This is a genomic window from Algoriphagus sp. SE2, assembly GCF_039563885.1.
GTDB lineage: Bacteria > Bacteroidota > Bacteroidia > Cytophagales > Cyclobacteriaceae > Algoriphagus.
In genome coordinates this window covers 24,176-46,828 of sequence record NZ_JBCLWJ010000023.1, presented here as the reverse complement: position 1 = coordinate 46,828, position 22,653 = coordinate 24,176, and the positions used below count along the sequence as shown (strand labels likewise).

The following is a 22,653-nucleotide window of genomic DNA, read 5'->3' as shown; positions in this document are numbered from 1 at the left end:
TAGTCAGATCGTTATCTAAGCGTAGTTTGTAACTACGCTTCTGCTCCAAAACACTATGTACAATAGCAAATAATATCAGTACAATCGTAGCACCGCACAAATACAGGATTAAAGGAATGATCTATTCATATTTAATGATTATATTCTCTTATCAATTGATTGATCAAAAAAATCAAGTATGAGACTTCATTCACTTATAGAACGGTGGAATTGGCAAGTAATACTCTTAATGTTACTTCTGAGTTGCGACAACAACGAAATAAAACTTCCAGATACTGGTTATACCTATTTCCCCTTAAAAGAAGGTAACAGCTGGTATTACACCGTAACGCTATCTGACAATAAAGGTGAAGTAACAGGAACATACTCTGAAAAATGGGTTGTTAACGGCAACAATTACATTGAAATATATAATTCAGATGATGTATACCAGGGATACAGGGCTTTATTTCATGAATCATCTGATGGAAGTATAAAGAATTGGGTTGGGCAATGGTTGGAATATTTAAATACAGATTATGTTGATAAATCCGAAGATGAATTATTTCTGGTTTCAACGCATACAGGTTATATTGATTATGATCATTGGATTAAGGGTGGAAAGCCGAAAATTAAAACTCCGTTTGGATTGATTGAGTGCATTCGGGTAAAGAGTTACAAGTATTACAGCGCTTACGAGAAGCAACTAGTTTGGTTAGAAACAGAAACGAAATTTCTAAAAGGCATTGGGCCTTACGAAATGGAGAATAGGGAATATGATAACTGCAAAGGTTGCCTGAGTAACACCCGGAAATGGAAACTGAACAGCTACAAATTGAACTAGTCCCCCTTTGGAAGTTGAAACGCTGGTTAGGACTAAGTGTAGTTTGCCCCATCTGGGAGTTTCAGATCGATCTTGGCACGGGATGTTTTTAGCTTTGTCCTTTTGTACTAGTGTTAGGGGATTTGTAATTCCAAGTAGCTCTACTCAAGAAATCCTGAAGGTATGCTTAAAAGGCGTAAAACCTGTCAGGTACACCGTAGGTGCGGACATCCGAGGCAAGGCTCCGCGTAGTTGAACACCCTTGTGTTTTCTTAGTCCCGGCCCGAAAGTCAGCTTGTCGCCTTTTAGCGTATACATTCCTACTTCGTCTGTCTTTAGGAGATAGGATTCATTTTCAGCAGATAAGGTTTCCACATTTTGGAACTCCCCTCCTTCCCGGAAAATAAGTTCAACCGAAACCGGAACGTTATCGGTACCTGTGATTTCGATGTCACATTCCACTCCATCACTGACCTCCCGAATGCTAGCCCTCGAGGTGAGGTACTGTATTTCGCTTTGTTCACGTTTACTTTGTGGCATTTTATCCCAATCGCCATCAGGATCGATGGAGTCTTTGGGGTAGGGCTGATAATAGGGCCCGGCAAGTTTTCGTTCCATGACATAATCGTTGCCTTCCTGCCGGATCTCGTCCCCCTGGAATTGTCCTTTTCCGAAAAAGGAAGCTGAAAAGCGAATGCCCTGCAACACTGCATTACCTTTATGAAACGTCAGGAACGTGGGGTTTTGGGAAATGATAGTGGCATCCCAGTCACCCCTCCGGATGCGAACCAGACCCGAGTACGGAAATGCTTTGGCGTAGCTCGTTGGCAAAAAAGTGGGATTGGGGAGTTCCCTCCAAAGGGAGGTATCTTCCAGAAAATAAGGTAATTGGGAGACAGATTTTTCCAGTACGGTAGACTCAATTTCTTTGCAGATAGCCGAAAAAATACCGTTCTGATCCTTTAAGGCCATAAAACGGTAAGGATAGTAATAGCCTTGCATCGTTCCTACTGCTGCCTTATCCTGTCGGCCCGAGGCCTCAGTGGCTATCTCACCATTGGGATGAATATAATAGGTGGTCATCATCAGATTTCTACGCACATACTTGTAGAGTTCTGGCTTGTTCGTGCCTTTGGCGATGGTAATCAGCACCCGATCAGTGAGAGGAGAATAGATGAGGGTACTCTTCTCGTCGTACTGTCCGTCGGGGTCCATGTCAATGTGCTCACCCAGCCATTCCTCAATGCGAGATAAATAGCGTGGATTGGGCCATACCTCATTCAGCTTAGTCAATGCCGCAGATACCACCCAGCGGTGGTTGGGCGTATGAATGCCGCCGACGATCAGGCATTCGCCCGCTCGTAGCAAAAAGGTTTTTAGGAGTTCCAACTGAGTATCGTATCTATTGCTGTCTTCCCTTAAGACAATGTTGTACACCGGCATCAGCCATTTAACTATAAAACCTGTGTCTGGCGTGGAGTGAAAATTGGTAGAAAGCAGGTCGATGGTACCGTCAGAGTGCTGAATTTTCAGGAGGTAGTTTAGTGCGTCTTCGAGTTCTTTGGCTATTTCTTCGGATCGATAATACCTGCTCTCAGGACTTGGTAAGGCGCAGCCAGCCGTTCGGATAAATGCTACCGTAGAATGCGCATTGGGGATTTCTACTCCGTCTAGGAAGCCTCCGTATGCCGGACTATTCATGTCAGAAACCCGGTAGCCACGCTGCCGATCAAGCTGATTATCGTTCGCTTTTATTAAGCTCAGCAGCCAGTCGGGCTTGCTTTCTTCTTTTGCGCTGGAGCGAAAAACCATAGAAGTTAACAGTGGAGCGGCACAAAAAGCTACTGAACCATATTGGACAAATTCTCTTCGTTTCATAGATCGTAAAGAAAAAATGGTTTGCGTTATTTCTTAGCTAAACTTATGGATTAAAATGTCAGATATCAAAAGTCGAAATTGACCTATTATCTCGCATACTTCATCTTCTTCCTATTTAATTCCCTGTCTGGGAGTTTTAGATAGATCTAGGTAGAATGCGTTTTTGCCTTTACTAAAAGCCGCCCCAAGGCTAGAACAATTCAAGGGTTTTTTTTAAGGCCTTGTCCTGCCATAGTAACTTTATAATAACAAACTCATTCATCACCAATAACCCACCTCAATCAAACCCTTCAATCCTGATTACCTGCCCTTTGCATATTATCGCCCATATTTTTAGCATTCTCTACAACTCCCCTAAATACTTTTCTACCCTCTTCCAGCACTTGCAATACTTCCTGCTTTTGCTCTTCGGTATAGAATAGGCCCTTTGTGTTGACCCACTCTTCAAATTGGTCAGTGACTTCAATGAATCTTTCCGCAGGCCCTGACATTCCTGCTGGCCTATCCTTGAAATTGATAAAAACAGGGTTGGAGTGTGCTCCCTCTGTTCTGACGGCCAGCCAACCTGAATCTTCAAGTGTGATAGTTTCATCCAGATTAGTCCCAGATTTGATCACTTTCCCGTTGTAAACGATCTCTACCGGTAAATCCCCATCTGGAGAAAGCGCTTTCGCCGAAATTTCAAATTTTTCCTTTTTGCCTTTGGTAATGATCTCTGTTCCAGCAAGCTGTCCGTTAACCGTAAAAAACAACATCGGGCCTTTGGTGATAAAGCTTCTTCCCGCCTGTAAAGCCGCTCTCCAATTCTCCAAGGTAAAAGGCTTTCCTTCCAGATTCACATATACCCTGGGTGTGTCCTTTATATCCCAATCGGGGCCGGCAGTAGCCATTACTTGAAACCCACAGTTGAGCAGATCGTACCATACTGCCTGCTGACCTCCATTGCCATAGATCTCGGCAAGCTGGATTTTTCCCAATGCCACATCCACGGGCATTTCAAAACCTGTAGATGGCCAAGGGGTTTTGATTTGTTCCCCTTTGGTGATAAAATTTCCAAAATGAGCACCTATGGTGGTTCCTCCATTATCCAATACCTCCTGTAATACCAGAGCGTTGGGCGGATAGTCAGGGCCTGCAAGTTCTCCAAGTGCCCCCGAACTGATCGGTTGCATCAGATAATCTAACCCCAAAAAGATCAAGTGTCCATAGGGGTTACTCCTGTATTCCTGATCGTAGGTAACCAAATGTTCATCCGTGCTAAATGCTTTTCTTAAACCCATCGGGTATTCATTGGCATAAATAGCATGGGTGTCCCATTCTCCTTTCAGCGTGAGGATTGCAGATACATGAAGGTCTTCTGCCTGAGTAATCAAAGGCCAATACCTTGAAAACATAACCGGCATTCCACTATCAGTCGTATGAATATGAGTATGCCCTGAATACCAGCCCAGTTTTGGCATATCAATCCAACGTTCCAGTTTCACCTTCACTTCTCCGTTTTCAGGCACTTCAATGGTCATCGGTTTGTACTCAAATCCATGGTAAATAGAAGCGGTTTTTCCTTTCGGTTCTACTCCGAGACTTGCTTCATTGGAAATATAAAAATAAGGTCCTGGTTGAAAATCCCATAGTGTTGTATTCCAGCCTGTCGTACGATTCATCGCGTAGGAAGGACCTTTAAGAGGTGTCCAGTATAAATTATTGTTTTGATCTTTGACTTCAACTCTGGCAGTAAGGGCTTTCCCAGTCTCCGCATCAGTCACCTGAAAACGAATCGCTCTGTCAAAATCCGGCAGTTGATCGTTATCGACATGGTCATAGGCAGATAAAGACATCAGGTCAATCGTTTTTCCAGGAAATACTCTGGAAGGCACCGACTTCATGGCAACACTCTTGAGATGTAAGTTAGCTTCTGCCTGATGACCTTTTTCATTTTTAACAAGAATCGAACTTTCCGAAACTCCTTCTTTAAAGGGATGCAAAACGGCAAAGGTATATCTCGAATCTCCTCCTTTTAGCTGGATATCTTTTTTCCAAAAAAGAATATCATCGCTGTATTTTCCAGAAATATTGAAGGTAAGCTGTTCCTGGCTTTGGTTAGTCATTTTCACAAGTACCACCTGGGAATGCTGAACCTCCACCTCAAATTCAGGATCATCCCAGTCTACCTTTATTCCATCATCACCAAACAGAAATCTGACTATCGGTTGTTCTTGTTCCAATTGAAGGAAATAGTTTCGGCAAGCACTCAAAAGATCCTTTTGCAAGCGTTTAGCAATACTAATTTGGTCCATGACCTCAGTGGAATTGATCAGGAGATTTTCGTTATCGGTAAGTTCCCTTATTTTCCAGGATGCTTCCCGCAATTGCTTCCATTTTTCAAAGAGGGCAACCGCTTGAGGATCGTTATGGCGCATCAATTGAATGGCCATTAAATAATCATTAATTTCTTCCAGTTCAGGATCTGTATGACCGGGATGGCCATAAGATTGAAGAGAAAGCGCCAGTCCAATAACCGTCAACAGAAACAGATATAATGTCTTTTTCATAGATGATAGGTGATACAGTTAAGTCCGTCTTGAGAGTCTTTTTCGACAAAACGGTTTGTTATTAATTATTTTCCCGCACCAAAACACAGAAAGTATCTAATATAAAACATAATTATGACTAGGCGGACAGAGTCCCTTTCCGGCTGTTTCAGAATTTTTAGCACTAGATGTTTTTTCCTTGAACGCCCGCCTGTGTAGTAATATCGTCATCTAAGCTTTGTCCTCGGCAATTGTCTGGAGTATCTAAACTTTACTATGATTTCGGAAATTCACAGCACACTTGAAATTGAAGTTTAGATTTAAGATCTTGAATCAACCACTATTTCAAAGGGAATAATTACAAATAAAACCAAGCCCAAATTAATTTTTTATCAACCAAATGAGGGTATAATTTGAATGGTAAATAAGTTGGTGGTATTCTGAAACACAAAATGAAAGCAACAATCATTACATTCTTCTTCTTCATAAGTCAATTACCAGTTTTCGGACAAACCATCGAAAAAGAGCTAGCTCTTAATGACTTAACTTTTCTGCGCAAAAATATTCAAGAGTATAACCCAGCATTATATGACTACAATCCGAATTTTGATAGTTTATCTTCAGTGGTTATGAATTCCTTAGAGGGGGACTCTATTTCAATTTTTGAATATTTTACCTTAGTCAGTGAAATATGTGCCTTAAGTAATGAAGGCCATTTTAATCTGGGAAATTGGCTAGACACGGTTCACAAAGGAATTCCAGATAATACATACCCCTACCTTCCTGTTTCTGTGAAATTAATTTCTAATGAATTGTACGTTTGGGATGATTATTCCAATGAACAATTATTAAAAAGGGGTGATAAGATTATCTCTATTAATGGAAGAACCGTAGCTGACATCCTAGAAAAGCTGCATAAAGTTTCTCCCTCTGATGGAGACATTCTTACTTATTCAAATAAGAATATCGAAATCGGATTTCCCTGGCTTTACTTCTTTCATATTGAGCGAACAGACGCATATCAGTTTGAATATACCCGCGATAAGGAAGAGCAAAAAACAGCCACTATTCAGGCTCTTATCCGATCAAATCAAGTTGCAAACGTCAAAAAATATATTTCTGATGATGACAACCCACAACAAACGGAGCTCAATTCATTTTATGACTTGCAATTCGAAGAAAATTATGCTGTTTTAAAATTACCTTCCTTCGATAACAGTAAAGTCAATCAGTACAAAGTCAAGTCTACGGTAATGTACAAAAGTATTTTTGGGGAATTGGCCGAAAAAAATGTGAACCAACTCATCATTGACCTGAGAGATAATACGGGTGGCAGAAATGAATTTGCAGATGACATGATTCCATTTATTTTAAAACCTGACAATGCGGATACGTTTTTGAAAAAATCTATTTCCTGGGAGGGCAAAGAAAGAGTTTACAATATGCCCAAACCTTCAAAATTAGCATTTAGAGGTAAAATCTATGTACTGGTGAATGGGAAAACATTTTCGTCAGGAAGCACACTTGCCAGGTACTTAAATGAGTATGCAGACGCCATTATGATAGGGGAAGAAACGGGCTCAAGATATGAAGGCTACGCTGCAGGGTCAAAGCAACTCGTCGTTTTACCAAATTCCAAATTGGAGATAGGGATCCCACGATATCATATTTTTTACCCTAAATCAGCAAAACAAAACACAGTAAACAGAGGTGTATTGCCTGATTACGAAATCATTTATTCTCTAGAAGATATTGAAAGGAATAGAGACCTACATTTTGAAAAAGCATTACTTTTAATAGTCGGAGAAAATTGAATAAATAGACTTAATAAAAACAAACGGGATCGAAAAGAAAATCGCTAGTATTATATTAACACGGACAGTGATAAAATCAAGGATCTTACATTTTACAAGGTTTATTATTCATATTAGAGGCAACTAAACAGGTTGTCAATAATTCGCCCCAATCAACCTAATCATAACGGAAGAGTTTTAGAATTAAGAAATAGCTGGCATTTCAGATAATATACACCTCCTTCTCCCACAATCTTGGGTATAATAATTTGATCAAATTGCTTCGTGCTTGATCTGTTTTTCTATTAAATCTATTCCTAGGATAAAGTCTCTTTCATTAGAAAATACCACCTAATAATATTGTAATGGTTTTTTCGTATATTTTCAATCCATCCATGATATTAGCGTAGTATCGTTTGATTTAAGTAGTTAAAACCAAAGTTAATTTCATGGATTTTTATTAACTAAATCTTTTTTAAACAACCCCAAATACCTTATGAAAAAACTTATCTTAGTATTATTTGTAATGGCAGGCTTTATGGCCTGTGTAGACCAGGGCATTGAGGAATTACCTCAAGACACCTCTTTAATCAATGAATCAAACCAAGTAGCCTCTTCAACTGAAGATTTAAACGCTAGGCTAAATCCTAAAATTAATATTTGCCATAAGGGAGATATTATCAATGTAAGTGTGAATTCTATAGATGCTCATCAGGGACATGGAGATGCCATAGACATGGATGGGGATGGATATTTTGACATTGACAATGAATGCAGTGAAACTGACTTGGATGACAATGACCCTACAGTCAATATTTGTGATTTGAATATTACTGAGATTCGTCTAGGTGGTCTCGAGGGGGACATATACATTGGCCCTGCGTGTAATCCGGATGAAAGCTATAGAACTTGTTTCTATGTAGCTGCTTCTGAGGTTCCTGAAACTAATGAATTTTACAAATTAACTTTGAACGGAGTTGAATATCCAATTGCTTTTCAAACTGTTGATGGTGATTATATAGTGCTTTGCGCAACTGACCTTCCTTTAAACGAGTTAGGCATTGATGTTTTAATCCAATTAACACAATGTGGATCTTCAGAAGTAATTGATTTGTATGACGCTCCTTCATGTGATCCATCTGTAGCACGGTTATCAGGAGAAATTACTAAAGATAGTTTTAAAAAATAAAATCATATAAGTTGAAATTAACGCTAGTCATTTTGGCTAGCGTTTTTTATTTCAATATAATTTTAAAGGTATCTGAAAAGCTAGACCAACGTTATGATTCATAAAAGAGTAGTCATAAAATGCTCGTGACTTCAGATAGTCGGTCTCAATGTTGTCGGAATACAAGCGATTTGTTTGACAATCCTTTTTTGCAGCTTGGCCTGGGATTTTTAGCAGAAGTTGACAGAAACTTTAAGAAAGGGACAAGATCACCAAAATACCATTAAATGATCGATTCCAGCTTTTTGATTTGAGGTGCATTCTAAAAATGTAACTCTATCTGAGTTTAGTCAGATCATCGCCTAAGCGTAGTTTGCAACTACGCTTTACTTTCTAACTAATTTTGAATTGGATGTTAAGAAAATGAAGCATCCTTTTTTTGGAATTGATTAAAACCACAAAGCCTTTTCCACACGGATAAGGTTTTTTTAAAATATGCCCTATACTGGATATTGCGAGAGAAGGGCTAAAAGGAATACTGAGACTTTGAAAAGTAAGGTAAGGACTATTCGATAGCACTAATATTGGAAAATAAAAACAGGAAAACAGTAGTAATAACTAATTGATTATTAATAAGTTTTAGAATTCGAAAATAGTTTATCATGAAAAAAATATTTTTATCAACTTTTGTTCTATTTGCAGCATTTACCATAAAAGCGATATATGCGAAACAGAACCTTAATTTGGCTGGAGCTTCTTATGCTCTTGAAACTTTAATAGCTTAAATAAAATCAAAACCTGGGTGGGTGTTTCAGATCGGTGTTTTGTCAAGGCGTAGATTGCCAACCCAATTCCAAACAATTATCACGGACCGGCACTAGTTTAAAACAACTCGAGGATTGTTTTTTAAGGCCTTGTCCTGCTTTACTACCCTTACCATCCCGTCCAGTCTTCGGGGTGCAATTGGTTTAACTGTGCCAATCCTATCTTGGGTATTTTGGATCAGCGGAACACTATTCAACATCTCGATTTTGGCGGTTTTATCCTATCGGAGATTGAGTTTTGCTAAATGGTAAAAACTATCAATCTGACTTTTAACAATCTAATTTTTTAAGACTCATTTCGCTGTAAACTCTAGGGGATCGCAGTACTATATACTTTTACGTCTTTTCAATTAGCCCGTCTTTTATTATCTTTTTCGAAGACATTTCATTCCATGAATCCCAAAAAACTCCTTTCCGTACTTTTACTTTTTTTTATTTACCATTATTCACTTGCTCAAAATCAAAACCTTGGCTTCAATCTGGATGAAAATCAATTGATTGAATCTTTCACTTTCCAGAATAAAACAATTAGGGTCAGTGAAATTCTCCCTCTATTTTCCTACCAAATCGGAGAATTACATTTTACCTCCCATTCACCTTCTGAGCAAATCAAATTATCCATCAATTCACTGGACGGTTTTTGGCAAATCAGCTTTACCAATACTTCCCAGGACACCCTTCAGCTTCATAATGTCTTCCCTTTTTCAAGTCAAAATGCAGAGGCCTATATCACTGGCGAGGGGAATCACGGCCTTTCCAGAACACATCTTTTTCTTCCTGATCAAAGCCCTGTCAACGTCATCGTTCCAGATAATGCATGGGATTTAGGCTATAGCGGATATGCTGTAACAGAAGCGCTGAAGGTTGCCGCTTTAACTCGAAGAGAAAGGGAAAGTATTGAAAAAGGCACGAGGAGAAGGTTTGAAACCATCCTATTCCCCGGTGGGTCGGTTAGTTACAATTTATACCTATTGGATTATTCAGGCACCTGGCAAAACGGACTGACTCGGGTTTTTCAAGAAAAAATGCTTTTTGACTTAGATAATTTTGACAATGAGCTTTTTGAAAGAAAGGATCTCCAGTGGATTCGCCATAGCTATGTCATGCATCTGATGTATGCATGGGACAAATTTTACTATGACATTGAGAAGGGTGAATATACTCTTCAAGACTTTCTCGATCGTGGTAAAAAACTCTATGGAGGCGATGAGGTCGTGAGTATTTGGCCTACTTGGCCTACCCTTGGTTTAGATCAAAGAAACCAGTTTGATCTATTCCAAGATCTACCCGGTGGACTGGAAGCGATGAGAAATCAGGCTCAAATGAGTAGGGAAAAGGGAACTCGATTTTTTGTTTGTTACAATCCTTGGGATGTGGATACCCAAGAAAAAGACCATTTTGAGGGACTTTTTGATTTGATTTTGGCGACTGACGCGGATGGGGTGGTATTGGATACCAAAGCAGAAGCAGGGAAAGATTTTCAAAATGCAGCGGATCGAGCCAAACCGGGTGTCATTATGTATAGCGAAGGGATGGCCGTGCCAAAAGCTATGCCTACGATCGTTTCCGGAAGAGTTCATAATGCTCTTTACTATCCCCCAATGCTCAATTTGAATAAGTTGATCAAACCAGAGTTTGCCATATTCCGAGTGGCAGAGCTTTTCAAAGAAAAAATAAAAAGAGAATTTGCTACAGCTTTCTTCAATGGATATGGAACCGAGATCAATATCATGGCGCCAGGACAGCCAGATTGGGTTGAAAATCAATATGAATTTCTAGGAAAAACCTCCCAAATCCTTAGAGAAAACACTTTTAATTTTACTTCTAGAGGCTATACCCCTCTCATTCCCACCATTCGGGATAGTATTTGGGTCAATCGCTGGAAAAAAGACTCAAAAACCATTTTCACCATCTACAGCATTATTCCTCAGGGATTTAAAGGAAACCTTTTTGAGGTAAAACCTGATGAAAAAAGCCATTTTGTAGACATCTGGTATCACAAAAACCTGGAACCAGTCCAAATTGATGGAAAATGGATGGTAGAAGCGCAAACGGATGCTTTCCCAGAATATGAATTGGGAACAAACAATGAAGGGGCCGTTGACTGCATCGCGCAATTCCCGATAATTCTAAAAGGAGAAATTAACGGTGATTTTATTCATTTTTCCAGTAAAAAGGATCAAGGTGAAATCAGAATATGGAAAGGTAACCCCAGCTATCAAAATACGCCATTGTCTTTAAGTCCAAATGCAGAAAAGATCCGGATTTCTGAGCATTTTGGAAGATATGAGGGAGATTTTGTCTTACAATATCTGGAAGAAGGAATTTTACTAGATGAAATTATTCTCAATCTCAAACCCGGTACACCAAGAAGGATTTCAGTTAGCGAAAGAACTAGCCCTTCTTTGAATTCCCCTTCCAAAATGATTCTCATCCCATCAGGAGAGTTTCTTTTCAAAACCACCCATGGGGATGGATTTATCCCTTATCCAAAGCAAGACGAAGGTAAAACACTTCAAATGAAATCATTTTGGATGGACCAATACCCTGTCACAAATAAAGAGTTTCAGGAATTCCTAAAGGAAAGCAACTACCGACCTACTGACACGGCTAATTTCCTAAAGCATTGGAATGGTGGAAAAATACCTGATGGAGAAGAAAATAACCCTGTCACCTATGTAAGTTTAGAGGATGCCAAAGCCTATTCAAAATGGGCTGGAAAGCGATTGCCAACAGAGGCAGAATGGCAATATGCCGCTCAGGCTGGAGAACAAAGGGATTGGCCTTGGAACCAGGAAACTCCTGTAAATCGAAGGTTGGAACCAGTCACGGAAACTCTGACTTTCGTCCATTTGGAAGGTATAGATTCCACCTTGGTCAATTTGGGCAATGGTGTTTTAGAGCCAATAGGCTCACATCCTACAGGAGCCAATCCCTGGGGAATCCAAGATTTAGTGGGAACGGTTTGGCAACTGACTCAAGATGAATATCAATCCGGAAGCCATCGATATATCATTTTAAAAGGCGGATCTTATTTCAAACCCTCTGGTTCGTGGTGGTATGTACAAGGAGGCCCGAGGGAGTTGACACACCGCCAGCAATTACTCCGCGTAAGCCAAGGCTTCGAACGGAATGCAACTGTAGGATTTCGGTGCGTAATGGATATGAATTAATGCATTCAAGATTCACTTTTCTAATTAAGGGGGCTCAAACTAAAGGTTTGCTAAATCATGGATGTTAAACCCTGCCCAGGTTCAGTCAAATCGTTTTTGGCATTGAGTGAAGCATCTCACCGTCTTGGTTTAGTCAGATCTTTTTAGCACCAAGTATATGTTCCAATCTTACAAACTGGCCCAAGGCCTAAAAAAACAACCTACCAGTACGGGTTGATTAGAACGCCTTGTCCTACTTAAATATCTTTTAAAGTGAATTAATTCATCACCAATAACCCACCTCAATCAAATCCTACAATTCCAAATACGCATCCGCCCAAATCAAAGGAAACGATTCCGCAGTATTAGTAAACCTCAATACTTCTCTTTGCTGCGCATTTATTAAATTGGCCAATAATAACTCCTAAAATAACCATATGAGATCGAGCCTGCCAATGGCAGACAGGCATGACTATAAAGTCACACACTGGAATGAATATAATCTGCGAGATTCCATATCCTGCCCCGAATATTCGGGGTGACCAAAAAGAAAAATTATAAACATATGAAATCAACCTTTTTAACAATTGTTTTTGCACTCTCCCTGATGGTTTGCAAAGCACAGGACAGTAGACCTGGACCACAACTTCCGCCTGAAACAGGTGAAACATTCAAGGTAGGCATTGCCGGCTACACCTTCGTGAAATTTGATCTGGACAAGACCCTCGAAACCTTAAAAGCCTTGGATGTGCATTATCTCTGCATCAAAGATTTTCATTTGCCAATGAGCAGTACCGATGTTGAAATTGCTGCCTTTCATGAAAAGCTGAAGGCACATGATATCATAGGATATGGGGTTGGCCCGATTTATATGAAATCTGAAGAAGAAATCGATAGGGCATTTGAGTATGCAAAACGAGTTGGGGTAAAGCTGATCGTGGGTGTTCCCAATGTGGAGCTGCTCCCCTATGTCGATAAAAAAGTGAAAGAATATGATTTTAAATTCGCTATTCATTTACACGGGCCAGATATCAATATCTATCAGGATGCGGACGATGTCTGGAACCATACTAAAGATCTCGATCCAAGAATTGGTATGTGCCTGGACATTGGACATGACACCCGCAACGGAAAAGATCCGGTGGCTGATATGGAAAAATATCACACCCGCGTGTTTGATATGCATATCAAGGACGTGACAGGACCGACAAAACAGGGCTATTCTCTTGAGGTAGGCCGTGGTATTATTGACTTTCCGGCAATGGTCAAAATGATCAGAAAAGTTGGCTACACAGGAGTGTGCAGCCTGGAACATGAGAGAAACATGGACAATCCATTTATGGGGATAGCTGAATCTCTTGGCTATTTTAGAGGAGTCATTGAAACTACCAAAGAATAGACTTTTTATTAATTTTAGATCTGGTGAGGCTGAATTCTTACGGGTTCAGCCTTTTCAATTTCTGGTTTCATCCTCTGGGAGTGTTTCGGATCGTAATCTAAGCGTAGTCTTCCGTCCCCACTCCCGACAATAGTTGGGGATTAAACCAGCCAACACTACTATTAATCAAAGCTGGGAAAGAGGCATCCAGAATAGCATATTTTGGTTCTTTTCCGAATAGGCAGTACATTAAATAGCTGGATATAACTGCATCAAAACCATAGTTGCAGACTACTTTACTCCTTTACAAAAGCAAATGATACAATTCTTTAGAAAAATCAGGCAAAAACTAATCGCCAAAAGCAACTTCAGTAAATACCTAGTATATGCCTTTGGTGAAATAGCATTGGTGATGATAGGTATTTTGCTAGCACTTCAAGTAAACAATTGGAATGAAGCACAAAAATCTGAAAGAGTTAGGTTATCATACCTGGAATTCCTTAAATCTGATATTGAAAGTGACATTAAATCCATTGACCGGACGATGGCGCAAAATGATAGATTTGAAAACTATGGTCGCCAATTATTAGATTTTATAGAAGGAAAACAGCCAGAATTAGATAAACTGTCAGTGGCCAGAGCAACAAAATTCGCTGTATGGAACCCTACTTACGCACTCAATAAATCTACCTACAACGACCTGATCTCTACCGGAAACATCGCACTTTTCAAGGACATGCAGTTAAAGCGGTTATTGGACAATTACTATACTGGAAATGATTGGGGGAAAAACTTTTATAAAAGGATCGAGCAAACCTTATGGCATGACTTCTGGAATGAACGAATCAAATACGTGGATGGGACATTGCTTCTAAATGAAAACGATACCACACTTTCAGATATTGGGAATTACTATATAGATATTGAAGGTATTAAATCAAGTTTCCCCTTTAAGCAAAATCTGAAAATCATATTGGGCCATAGGAAAACAATCAGAGGATATCAATCCACTGATAAAAGGAGAGCAGAGGAATTATTAAAGTATATCCTTGAGAATTAATCAGAGCCATCAATCTAATATACCTACCCGCCGTAGCGTGATTCCTAGCATTGCAATCCAGCTATTCTCAGTGCTTTTTTCAATCCCTACTTTATCTGGGTTTATATATGCAATTCCAACATAACGAACTGATTCTTAACTAAACTTAGTAGGGTTTTGATTTTCATTGGTAAACCTTAACTTATGATATGCAATTAGCTTGGAAGAAATTTCACCCAACCTTGAAAGCTGGTATTTGGCTACTAATCATAGGTTCTGGTCCATTTTTAATAGTAATGGATCTGGATGGTCTTGGGATCATTGAGGCTGGAAATCTTGCGCTTGGCACAGGTCCAATAGCCAGACTAACGTTTATCCCATCTCTAATCTTGATACTCTTAGGTATTTTTCTCACCAGAAAAAAAGATAAAATATCAAAATTGAGTTTCAAAAAGAGTAATTATGAACCCGATCAAAAGTAAAGTAATGATCATCCATTTCTAGTTTCAAACAAATAGTTTTAGTAGTGAGTATTTTTGCTTGCCCCGTTCGAGTGTTTCATCAATGTTTTATCTAAGCAGAGTTTTCCTACCTTATTTCAGACAATTGTCGCAGACTACCCAAGACCAAAACAGTCTACCTAATTGTTTTTTAACGCCTTGTCCTACCCAAATATCTTTTTAAAAGTGAATAAATCTTTTATCAATTATCCAAATCAATCACTTTAATCCAAAGTACCTTCCTCCCTAGGGTTGGATTCCTAGCGCTGGAATCCAGCTATTCTTATGGGTTTTGTACAATTCCAATTCTGAACGGATTTTAAAGAATATTTTATTTTCAACTCTCAATAGTCTTAGAACGATTAAAATCGATAGTCATAGCAGATGAAACTCTGAACTATTTTCGTTTGATATCTAATTGCCTGCTAGCTTATTTCTATTGATCAGAATAATTTCTGCGCTTCAGAAGGGTCCAGAGTATTCTATTCCTCTCATTCAACGCTACTCCAAGAGCTAGAAATTCCTTATTTTTAATTTATTCCGGTTCAACCACTTTTAAAAAACTCATTCCTAAATAAAAGAAATCGGAAATAATTGTTTTTTGTAGGATCGGATGAACTGATTAAACTATTTATTTTAAAACAACACTATGGAATCATTAAAGTCGAAAAGCACCACCCTTTCCTCCATAAGATTTCCTTTGGTTTACAGGATCTTGCTCATTTTTTTACTGGTCAGTCCGATAAGCTTGGCACAAAAAAAGAATAATGAATCAGTTGGCCCAGGTGGGGGGGGAATAGAACTATCTCCGCTTGAATTACGAGTGACAATGAATGACTTCTTTTATAAGTTTTCAAGGACCATCACAGAATCTGCAGACAGCATTATGAGTGTTTCTTCGAATGCTTCTATAGATAAGGAAGCTTTAACGTGGAAAATGAATGCCATCCCTGTTGCTAATGCCTCGATATACAACAATGACCCTTTTCTTGGATTTGTCGATGTTGCAGTATTTACCTATCAGATGAAATTATATTTTGAGCAAGGTGCCGGTAAGGGATTATTTGGAGACTATCAACAGATCGCTGTAAGGACTCTGGATTTACTCTGGGAAGATTTATTAAACATTGGCAGGAATTTAGTCCCGGATAATGATATTTCAGAAGGGACTAAAATTGTAACGGATTTTGCCAAAGAGCATCCTATCACCAGCTCGTATTTTATTAGACAATCTACCATCCCACTGATGACGAAAATTCAAACGGCCGAAAAAGTTACTTTTAAAGGTCTTGCAGTAGACATGGCACAAAGTCTCGATGGCTTGCGCTCTCAAGTCAGTTCGTATATGGAGGTTTTGCCCAAGGAAGTGCGCTGGGAGGCCGAATATTTATTAAATAATACATTGAACAACCCTGAATTAACCGGTCGATTTGATTCGTTGGCTCGCTTATTAGAGCGGATGGTACTCTTTATAGAATCCAGTCCTGAATTAATCGAAAACCAGCGCGAAGGAGCTTTTAAGGACATTAGTACTGAGCGAAATGCTGTAATCCAGGCCTTGCGTCAAGAACGGGAAATTATTTTGAATGAAATAAAAAGTGAACGAGAGATCGTTTTAGCTTTATTAATCGAAGAGCTGACACTACAGCGGCAAGCAACTTTTCAAGACTTAACTACTTTGACTACTCAGAGTCTGGAAATGACTTTTGACAAAATGGATGGCATGGTTGATAAACTCTATTGGAGAACAGTAATCTTGATTTCAATTTTGATCGTACTCGTATTTGCTGGATTAATCGTGTACAAAAAGGTTTGACCCCTCCTTTCTCATCGAATAGGAAGATCTGCCGCAGCCAGTACATACCAGTACCGAAAAAGAAAATGGGTTTTCTATTTACCAATCAATAGTCAATCTCTCTTTTCATAGGAATCAAATAAATGTTATTGTATTATTCCTTATTTTGAAATTCCCAAGCATCTACAACACCATGAAAAAAGCCTTACTTAGTTTTTTATCACTCCTGTTAATCTCTTCTATCACCTTCGCTCAGAATTCTTTGGATGAGCAACTCAACAATCATCAATTCCGATTTATCGGTCCTGAAGGTAATCGCGCCATCGCCGTTATTGGCGAACTGGGTAATCCACAAGTTGCCTATATCGGTGCGGCTTCTGGGGGTCTTTGGAAAACAGAAGATATGGGGATCAATTGGCGGCCAATTTTCGATGATCAGGATATTTCATCCGTTGCCGCCGTAGAATTAGCTCCATCTGACCCAAAACAGGTTTGGGTTGGAACAGGGGAAACGTTTGTCATTCGACCTGCACATGCCATGGGAAATGGGATTTATTTTTCCCCCGATGCAGGTAAAACATGGGAACATAAAGGCTTGGAAAAAACGGGTCGAATTGGGCGGGTATTAGTACATCCAAATGACCCAAACACAGTTTATGCAGCTGCATTAGGGCATACCTATGGTCCACAAAAAGAAAGAGGTATTTTCCGAAGTAGAGACGGAGGGGATTCTTGGGAGCAGGTGCTTTTCATTGATGAAGGGACAGGTGCCTCCGATTTAGCCATTGATCCACAAAATCCGGACATTCTATATGCGGCCATGTGGTCTATAAACATCAATACCTGGGGGCTCAACTCAGGTGGAGCTGGAAGTGGCATCTATAAATCTACCGATGGTGGAGATACCTGGGAACCCATGAGTAAGAATGGCTTGACTTCCGGTTCAGAAAGACCGGTAGGTAAAACTTCTGTAGCCGTTTCACATAGTGATCCGAATGTGGTTTATGCACTTTTTGAAGCAGAAAGCCCCGAAGTTTGGCGTTCATCAGACAAGGGCATGAGCTGGATATTGATGAGCCAGGAGCACGATTGGAACGAACGTGCACCCTATTACACTAGACTCAGAGTGAATACAGGTGACCCAAATGAGATTTATTCCATGTCTGTGCGCTTTGTCCACTCCCTCGATGGAGGCAAAACAAGAAACCCAAGACCGCCTAGAGGTGGTGGCGATAACCATGACATCTGGATTGACCCCACTAATCCTGACCGCATGATGGTGGCCCATGATGGGGGTGTAAGTATCAGCTTTAACCATGGAGAATCCTTTCAGCGGGTAGTATTGCCTATTGCTCAAATGTATCATGTGGCAGTTGATGATCAGATCCCCTATAACGTTTTTGGTAACCGACAAGACGGTTGGTCGTACATGGGGCCAAGTAATTCTTTAGCTGGCTATATTCCTTTAGGGCTATGGAAAGGTGTGGGAGGCTGCGAAAGTGGATTTGCCCGACCTGACCCAACAGATAACAATATAATTTGGTCTGGTTGCTATGATGGCGGTTTGGAAAGACATGATTTGAGAACCGGTCATTCCAGAGAAGTACGGGTTTGGCCAGAAGCTGGCTATGGATGGGCACCGGCAGATATGAAATACCGCTGGCATTGGAATTTCCCTTTAAGTCATTCCCCTCACACGAAAGGAAGAGTTTACGTTGGTAGTCAGTTCGTGCATAAAACAGATGATGATGGCCAAAGTTGGCAGATTATCTCCCCTGATTTGACTTTGAACTTAAAAGACCATCAGCAGAACTCGGGAGGCGTTGCCATTGACAACCTTATGACTTTTGACGGAGCAACCCTTTTTGCAATTGAAGAATCAAAATTCGAATCGGGTGTGATCTGGGTGGGCACCAATGATGGACAAGTGCAATTGACCAAAGATGGAGGTGAAAACTGGACAAACCTTACAGCCAATATTCCAGACCTTCCAAAATGGGGTACCATCGCCAATATAGAACCTTCTCGTTACGACAAAGCCACTGCTTATGTGACCGTTGACTTACATCAAATGGGTGATTTTGATCCTTATATATTCAAAACGATTGATTATGGTCAAAGCTGGACAAAGATCTCGGATGGCATTCCTCGCTCCGAATCTAGTTTTGTCCATGTGGTTAAAGAAGATCCCAAAAGGCCAGGTTTGCTCTATGCAGGGATTGATAAGGGTATTTATGTGAGCCATAATGATGGCCAAAGCTGGAGTCGATTAAGACTCAATTTACCTCCTGCACCTGTTTATTGGATGGAAGTTCAGGAGCGTTTTGACGACTTGGTCGTTGGTACCTATGGTCGTGGCTATTATATCTTGGATGATCTTGCTGCCATCAGAAATCTAGATAAAACTCAAAATCTTTCTTTCTATGAAGTACGGGACGCATACCGATTCAATGACCGTGAAAGCATTAAAACAGATGGTGGTAGCCTCAGCTCCGGTCGCAATCCAAGCTATGGTGCCAGCCTGAATTATCATTTGCCAGAAGACTTTGAAGGAGATGCTAAAATTGAGATTAAAGATGCCAATGGTGAATTGGTGCGCAGCCTTCAAGCCAGTAAAAAAGCAGGTGCCAACCGTGCTCAATGGGATCTTCGCTATGAACCTACCTTTCAGCCAAAACTTCGGGTTGCCCCTCCCGGCCGACCTTGGGTACAGCTCAATGGAGAAGGCTGGAGACCTTTAGTGCAATGGGACTTAGACTTGATGGCAGGACAATATGGACCAAGAGTTGTTCCGGGTGAATACATGGCTACCTTGATCTTAACAGATACAGCAGGAAATGAAGTGGACCAGACCTCAGCCAAATTCAACGTATTGAAAGATCCTTATGCTGAAGGCAGTTTGGAAGACATAAAAGCGCAAGTCGCTTTCTCCTTACAGTTGCGCGATGCCATGAATTTGGCTGTCAGTAATATCAATGCTGTGGAACAACTCCGTAAAGAGCTGGACCTAATTCTCGCTGAAGAGTCGGATAAAAAAACACAGAAAGAGGCACTCAGGTTGAAAGTTGCCGCTGAAGAGGTTGCCTCCAAACTTTATGACATTCACTTAACTGGTGCGCGTGAAGATGCATTTCGTTCCCCTATTAAACTTTATGGTCGATTGAGCGCTTTGGCCAGTGATATTAATGCCAGTGGCATAGACTACCGGCCAACCGACCAACAAGGTGAAGTCTACGAAGTCTTGGACGCACGTTTAAAAGTGGCCATTGAGCAGTTTTCTAACTTGGTCAACAATGACATTCAGGAATTCAATAAAGCCTTAGAGCGCAAAGACAGACGAATTGAAATTGAGAAAATAGGCGGTGGGGAATAGATAGGTTATTGTACGCATTTTCATTGTATATGAATTATTACTAAGGCCTAGTTTTGAACTACGCCTTAGTAACCTGATCCAAACTCCCATTTGTAAGGATAAAATTAGTCTGTAATACTCCATTAATCCCGAGTACTTGCCAAGCTTGGTCTTCCTATTGTTAAAATTCTGGTAATTTTTCAGCTTTCTAAAATTATCCCCAAAATAGCTCCTTAGAGATTCTTACCTACATTTCTTTTAATACCTTTTGAGCCGACAATCTTTAAGCGATCGAAAAATATTTTTGATAAAGTGTAATAATCCGCTGACTTGGTACACTAAATAAGAAAAACAAAAATCATGAGACTTAAAGATGCAATTAGATATTTCGAAAATTTAAATTCAGCAACAACCCAGAAATCGGAAAGAGCTATCTTTCAAAAATTCATTAGGCAGTTGAGAAGTTTGGAGAATAAACATTTGTCAACACTGGAAATGAAGGTGGTCGAACAGACACTCGACGGTTTGGGGCTAAACGCCGAAGGCACTAAAAACACTAGATACTTCAAGAAAGCCTTTAGCCATTTTCAAAAAAAGATGAAAGAACTTCTTTCTTTGACTCCCGAAGGATATTACACAAACCTTGGCATGGGTCTCGGTACTTCTTTTGGAGTTCTTTTTGGAATTGTGGTGCTTTCCAATTTTGAGAGATCCACTGGAATCTCCTTTGGGATTTCCATTGGAATGGTGATAGGAATTCTGATAGGACGTAGTTTAGATGCACAGGCAAAAGCTTCAGGAAAGATGATCTAATTGTCTTAATGGAAGCTCTTTTTTCAGCAGTTCAGATCGTCTTTGGAACTAAAACTAACCACGATACTCATCTCGCGTAAAACACTTATTTCCCTGGAGTTCCCATTTAAAGTAATCCAAGGATAGAAGTAAGGTCATCTCACCACCTTTAACAAAACTCTTTAGACATGTGGGTAATAATGATTTCATAACCTCACCAAACAAAGGGAGTTGAAAAGGCTATTAAGGTTTAAAAAACTTAGAGTCAAATTGGGGATTGAGTCATAAAAATTGTAAAATCATGGATAAAAAATATGGTTGAGATATGAATTACAAAGTACATCGTCTTGAAGTCAGTCGTGACAATATGCAGGAGAAATTAGAAAAGTATTTAAATAGACTTTCGGGTGATGTCATTTCAATCATTCCGAATGTGAAACCAACGATGATGTTTTTAGGGGGTTCAGCAAAAGTTGACTTCTTACTAATTGTTGAAAAAACCAAGTAATTATTTCCCTTTCTAAGCCTGATCAAGTTAAAACTTAGACTGTAAGTAGTTCCTCCAACCAAAAGTAAGTAGATACAAATCCATCATATGAACTTACCACAAACTCAAGGAGAATTATTAGATAAATTCTTGAACTTGGAGTCTCAGACCAATCCAACAAATCCATATGCTACTAATCCCCGATGATAAAATCGCTGGACTTCTTGATTACAAAAAACTGATCAAATCGCTTCGGGAAATTTTTCAATCTGATTATACCATGCCGTTGAGGCACCATCATTTTTATAAAAGGACAGAAGGAGATGACAACACGTTGATCCTGATGCCAGTCTGGAACAACCAATATCTGGGCATGAAGCAGGTGATTGTAGCGCCCGCAAATGCCAATGAAAATATTCCCTCCATTTTTGCGCAATATATTCTTAGCAATGCCAAAACTGGGGAGCCACTTGCAATGATGAATGCCACCGAGATTACCGCTCGAAGAACTGCTTGCACATCTGCACTTGCGGCTTCATACCTATGCAGAGAAGATGCTGAAAATTTATTGATTATCGGTGGAGGAAAAGTAGCACAGCATTTAGCACAGGCTCATATGGCTGTAAGAGATTTTAAAAAAGTGAGTGTATGGATGAGAAACCCAGCTAAAATGGAGGCATTCATTGAAGGATTGAATGAGCAAGGAATCTCTGCAGAAGCCGTTACTAACCTAGAAGAAACAGCCCAACAAGCAGATCTCATTACCTCTGCTACGCCTACTAAAATCCCCATTATTAAAGGAGAATGGATCAAGCAAGGAACACATCTAGATCTGATGGGATCCTACAAACCTGACACAAGGGAAACGGATGATGAAGCTATTCGAAAGAGCTCCATTTTTGTTGATTCACGGGCAGGGGCATTGCATGAATCAGGGGAACTTGCACTGCCTATCGCCAAAGGAACCATTACAGAAAATGATGTGAAGGCAGATATTGTTGAACTGATTAAAGGCGATCATCCCGGAAGAACTTCGAATAAAGAAGTTACACTTTTCAAATCTGTAGGCTTGGCTATCGAAGACCTTGCTGCGGCACTCTTAATTTATAAAAGCTACAGTAAGTAATAGAAATAGTTCAATAAACATTCTTAAGAAATCCCTTGG

The 22,653-nt window shown here is 39.9% G+C and carries 15 protein-coding genes; 12 read left to right on the top strand and 3 right to left on the bottom strand.

Annotated elements, in window-relative coordinates; genetic code table 11:
* Positions 1 to 178 precede the first annotated feature (178 nt).
* Positions 179 to 823, top strand: coding sequence for a hypothetical protein (locus tag AAGF08_RS18940; RefSeq protein ID WP_343512968.1), 645 nt, complete (start codon positions 179 to 181; stop codon positions 821 to 823).
* 144 nt (positions 824 to 967) lie between these two features.
* On the opposite strand, the gene AAGF08_RS18935 is transcribed toward AAGF08_RS18940, so the two are convergent.
* Positions 968 to 2,680, bottom strand: a complete 1,713-nt coding sequence (locus AAGF08_RS18935; RefSeq protein ID WP_343512967.1) for a hypothetical protein — start codon at positions 2,678 to 2,680, stop codon at positions 968 to 970.
* Positions 2,681 to 2,970: 290 nt separating this feature from the next.
* Positions 2,971 to 5,229 (bottom strand): CehA/McbA family metallohydrolase, encoded by a 2,259-nt coding sequence (locus tag AAGF08_RS18930; protein WP_343512965.1) that lies wholly within the window; start codon positions 5,227 to 5,229, stop codon positions 2,971 to 2,973.
* A 431-nt stretch (positions 5,230 to 5,660) separates the two neighbouring features.
* Here AAGF08_RS18930 and AAGF08_RS18925 point away from each other — a divergent pair, with 431 nt between their 5' ends.
* The 4 genes from AAGF08_RS18925 (at position 5,661) to AAGF08_RS18910 (ending at position 13,544) form a co-directional block, all read left to right on the top strand.
* Positions 5,661 to 7,022, top strand: coding sequence for a S41 family peptidase (locus tag AAGF08_RS18925; protein ID WP_343512964.1), 1,362 nt, complete (start codon positions 5,661 to 5,663; stop codon positions 7,020 to 7,022).
* 475 nt (positions 7,023 to 7,497) lie between these two features.
* Positions 7,498 to 8,190: a hypothetical protein gene (locus AAGF08_RS18920; protein ID WP_343512963.1), complete on the top strand. Its 693-nt coding sequence runs from the start codon at positions 7,498 to 7,500 to the stop codon at positions 8,188 to 8,190.
* A 1,195-nt stretch (positions 8,191 to 9,385) separates the two neighbouring features.
* Positions 9,386 to 12,166 (top strand): SUMF1/EgtB/PvdO family nonheme iron enzyme, encoded by a 2,781-nt coding sequence (locus tag AAGF08_RS18915; protein WP_343512962.1) that lies wholly within the window; start codon positions 9,386 to 9,388, stop codon positions 12,164 to 12,166.
* Positions 12,167 to 12,752: 586 nt separating this feature from the next.
* A complete protein-coding gene (locus AAGF08_RS18910; protein WP_343512969.1) occupies positions 12,753 to 13,544 on the top strand; it encodes a sugar phosphate isomerase/epimerase in 792 nt (263 codons plus the stop codon).
* Positions 13,545 to 13,641: 97 nt separating this feature from the next.
* Here AAGF08_RS18910 and AAGF08_RS18905 read toward each other — a convergent pair whose 3' ends face one another.
* Entirely contained in the window at positions 13,642 to 13,773 is a 132-nt protein-coding gene (locus AAGF08_RS18905; protein ID WP_343512961.1) for a hypothetical protein, read from the bottom strand.
* A 66-nt stretch (positions 13,774 to 13,839) separates the two neighbouring features.
* On the opposite strand from AAGF08_RS18905, the gene AAGF08_RS18900 reads away from it, so the two are divergent.
* From AAGF08_RS18900 to AAGF08_RS18870, 7 genes are all read left to right on the top strand, one after another.
* Entirely contained in the window at positions 13,840 to 14,583 is a 744-nt protein-coding gene (locus AAGF08_RS18900) for a DUF6090 family protein (RefSeq protein WP_343512960.1), read from the top strand.
* 188 nt (positions 14,584 to 14,771) lie between these two features.
* Complete coding sequence (locus AAGF08_RS18895) at positions 14,772 to 15,044, top strand: hypothetical protein (RefSeq protein WP_343512959.1); 273 nt, start codon at positions 14,772 to 14,774, stop codon at positions 15,042 to 15,044.
* Between the two features lie 667 nt (positions 15,045 to 15,711).
* Positions 15,712 to 16,878, top strand: a complete 1,167-nt coding sequence (locus tag AAGF08_RS18890) for a hypothetical protein (protein WP_343512958.1) — start codon at positions 15,712 to 15,714, stop codon at positions 16,876 to 16,878.
* A gap of 172 nt (positions 16,879 to 17,050) precedes the next feature.
* Complete coding sequence (locus AAGF08_RS18885; RefSeq protein ID WP_343512957.1) at positions 17,051 to 20,230, top strand: glycosyl hydrolase; 3,180 nt, start codon at positions 17,051 to 17,053, stop codon at positions 20,228 to 20,230.
* Positions 20,231 to 20,569: 339 nt separating this feature from the next.
* Complete coding sequence (locus AAGF08_RS18880) at positions 20,570 to 21,022, top strand: hypothetical protein (RefSeq protein ID WP_343512956.1); 453 nt, start codon at positions 20,570 to 20,572, stop codon at positions 21,020 to 21,022.
* Between the two features lie 304 nt (positions 21,023 to 21,326).
* On the top strand, positions 21,327 to 21,509 hold the full coding sequence (locus AAGF08_RS18875) for a hypothetical protein (protein WP_343512954.1): 183 nt from the start codon (positions 21,327 to 21,329) through the stop codon (positions 21,507 to 21,509).
* A gap of 166 nt (positions 21,510 to 21,675) precedes the next feature.
* Positions 21,676 to 22,614, top strand: a complete 939-nt coding sequence (locus AAGF08_RS18870; protein ID WP_343512952.1) for an ornithine cyclodeaminase family protein — start codon at positions 21,676 to 21,678, stop codon at positions 22,612 to 22,614.
* Positions 22,615 to 22,653 lie beyond the last annotated feature (39 nt).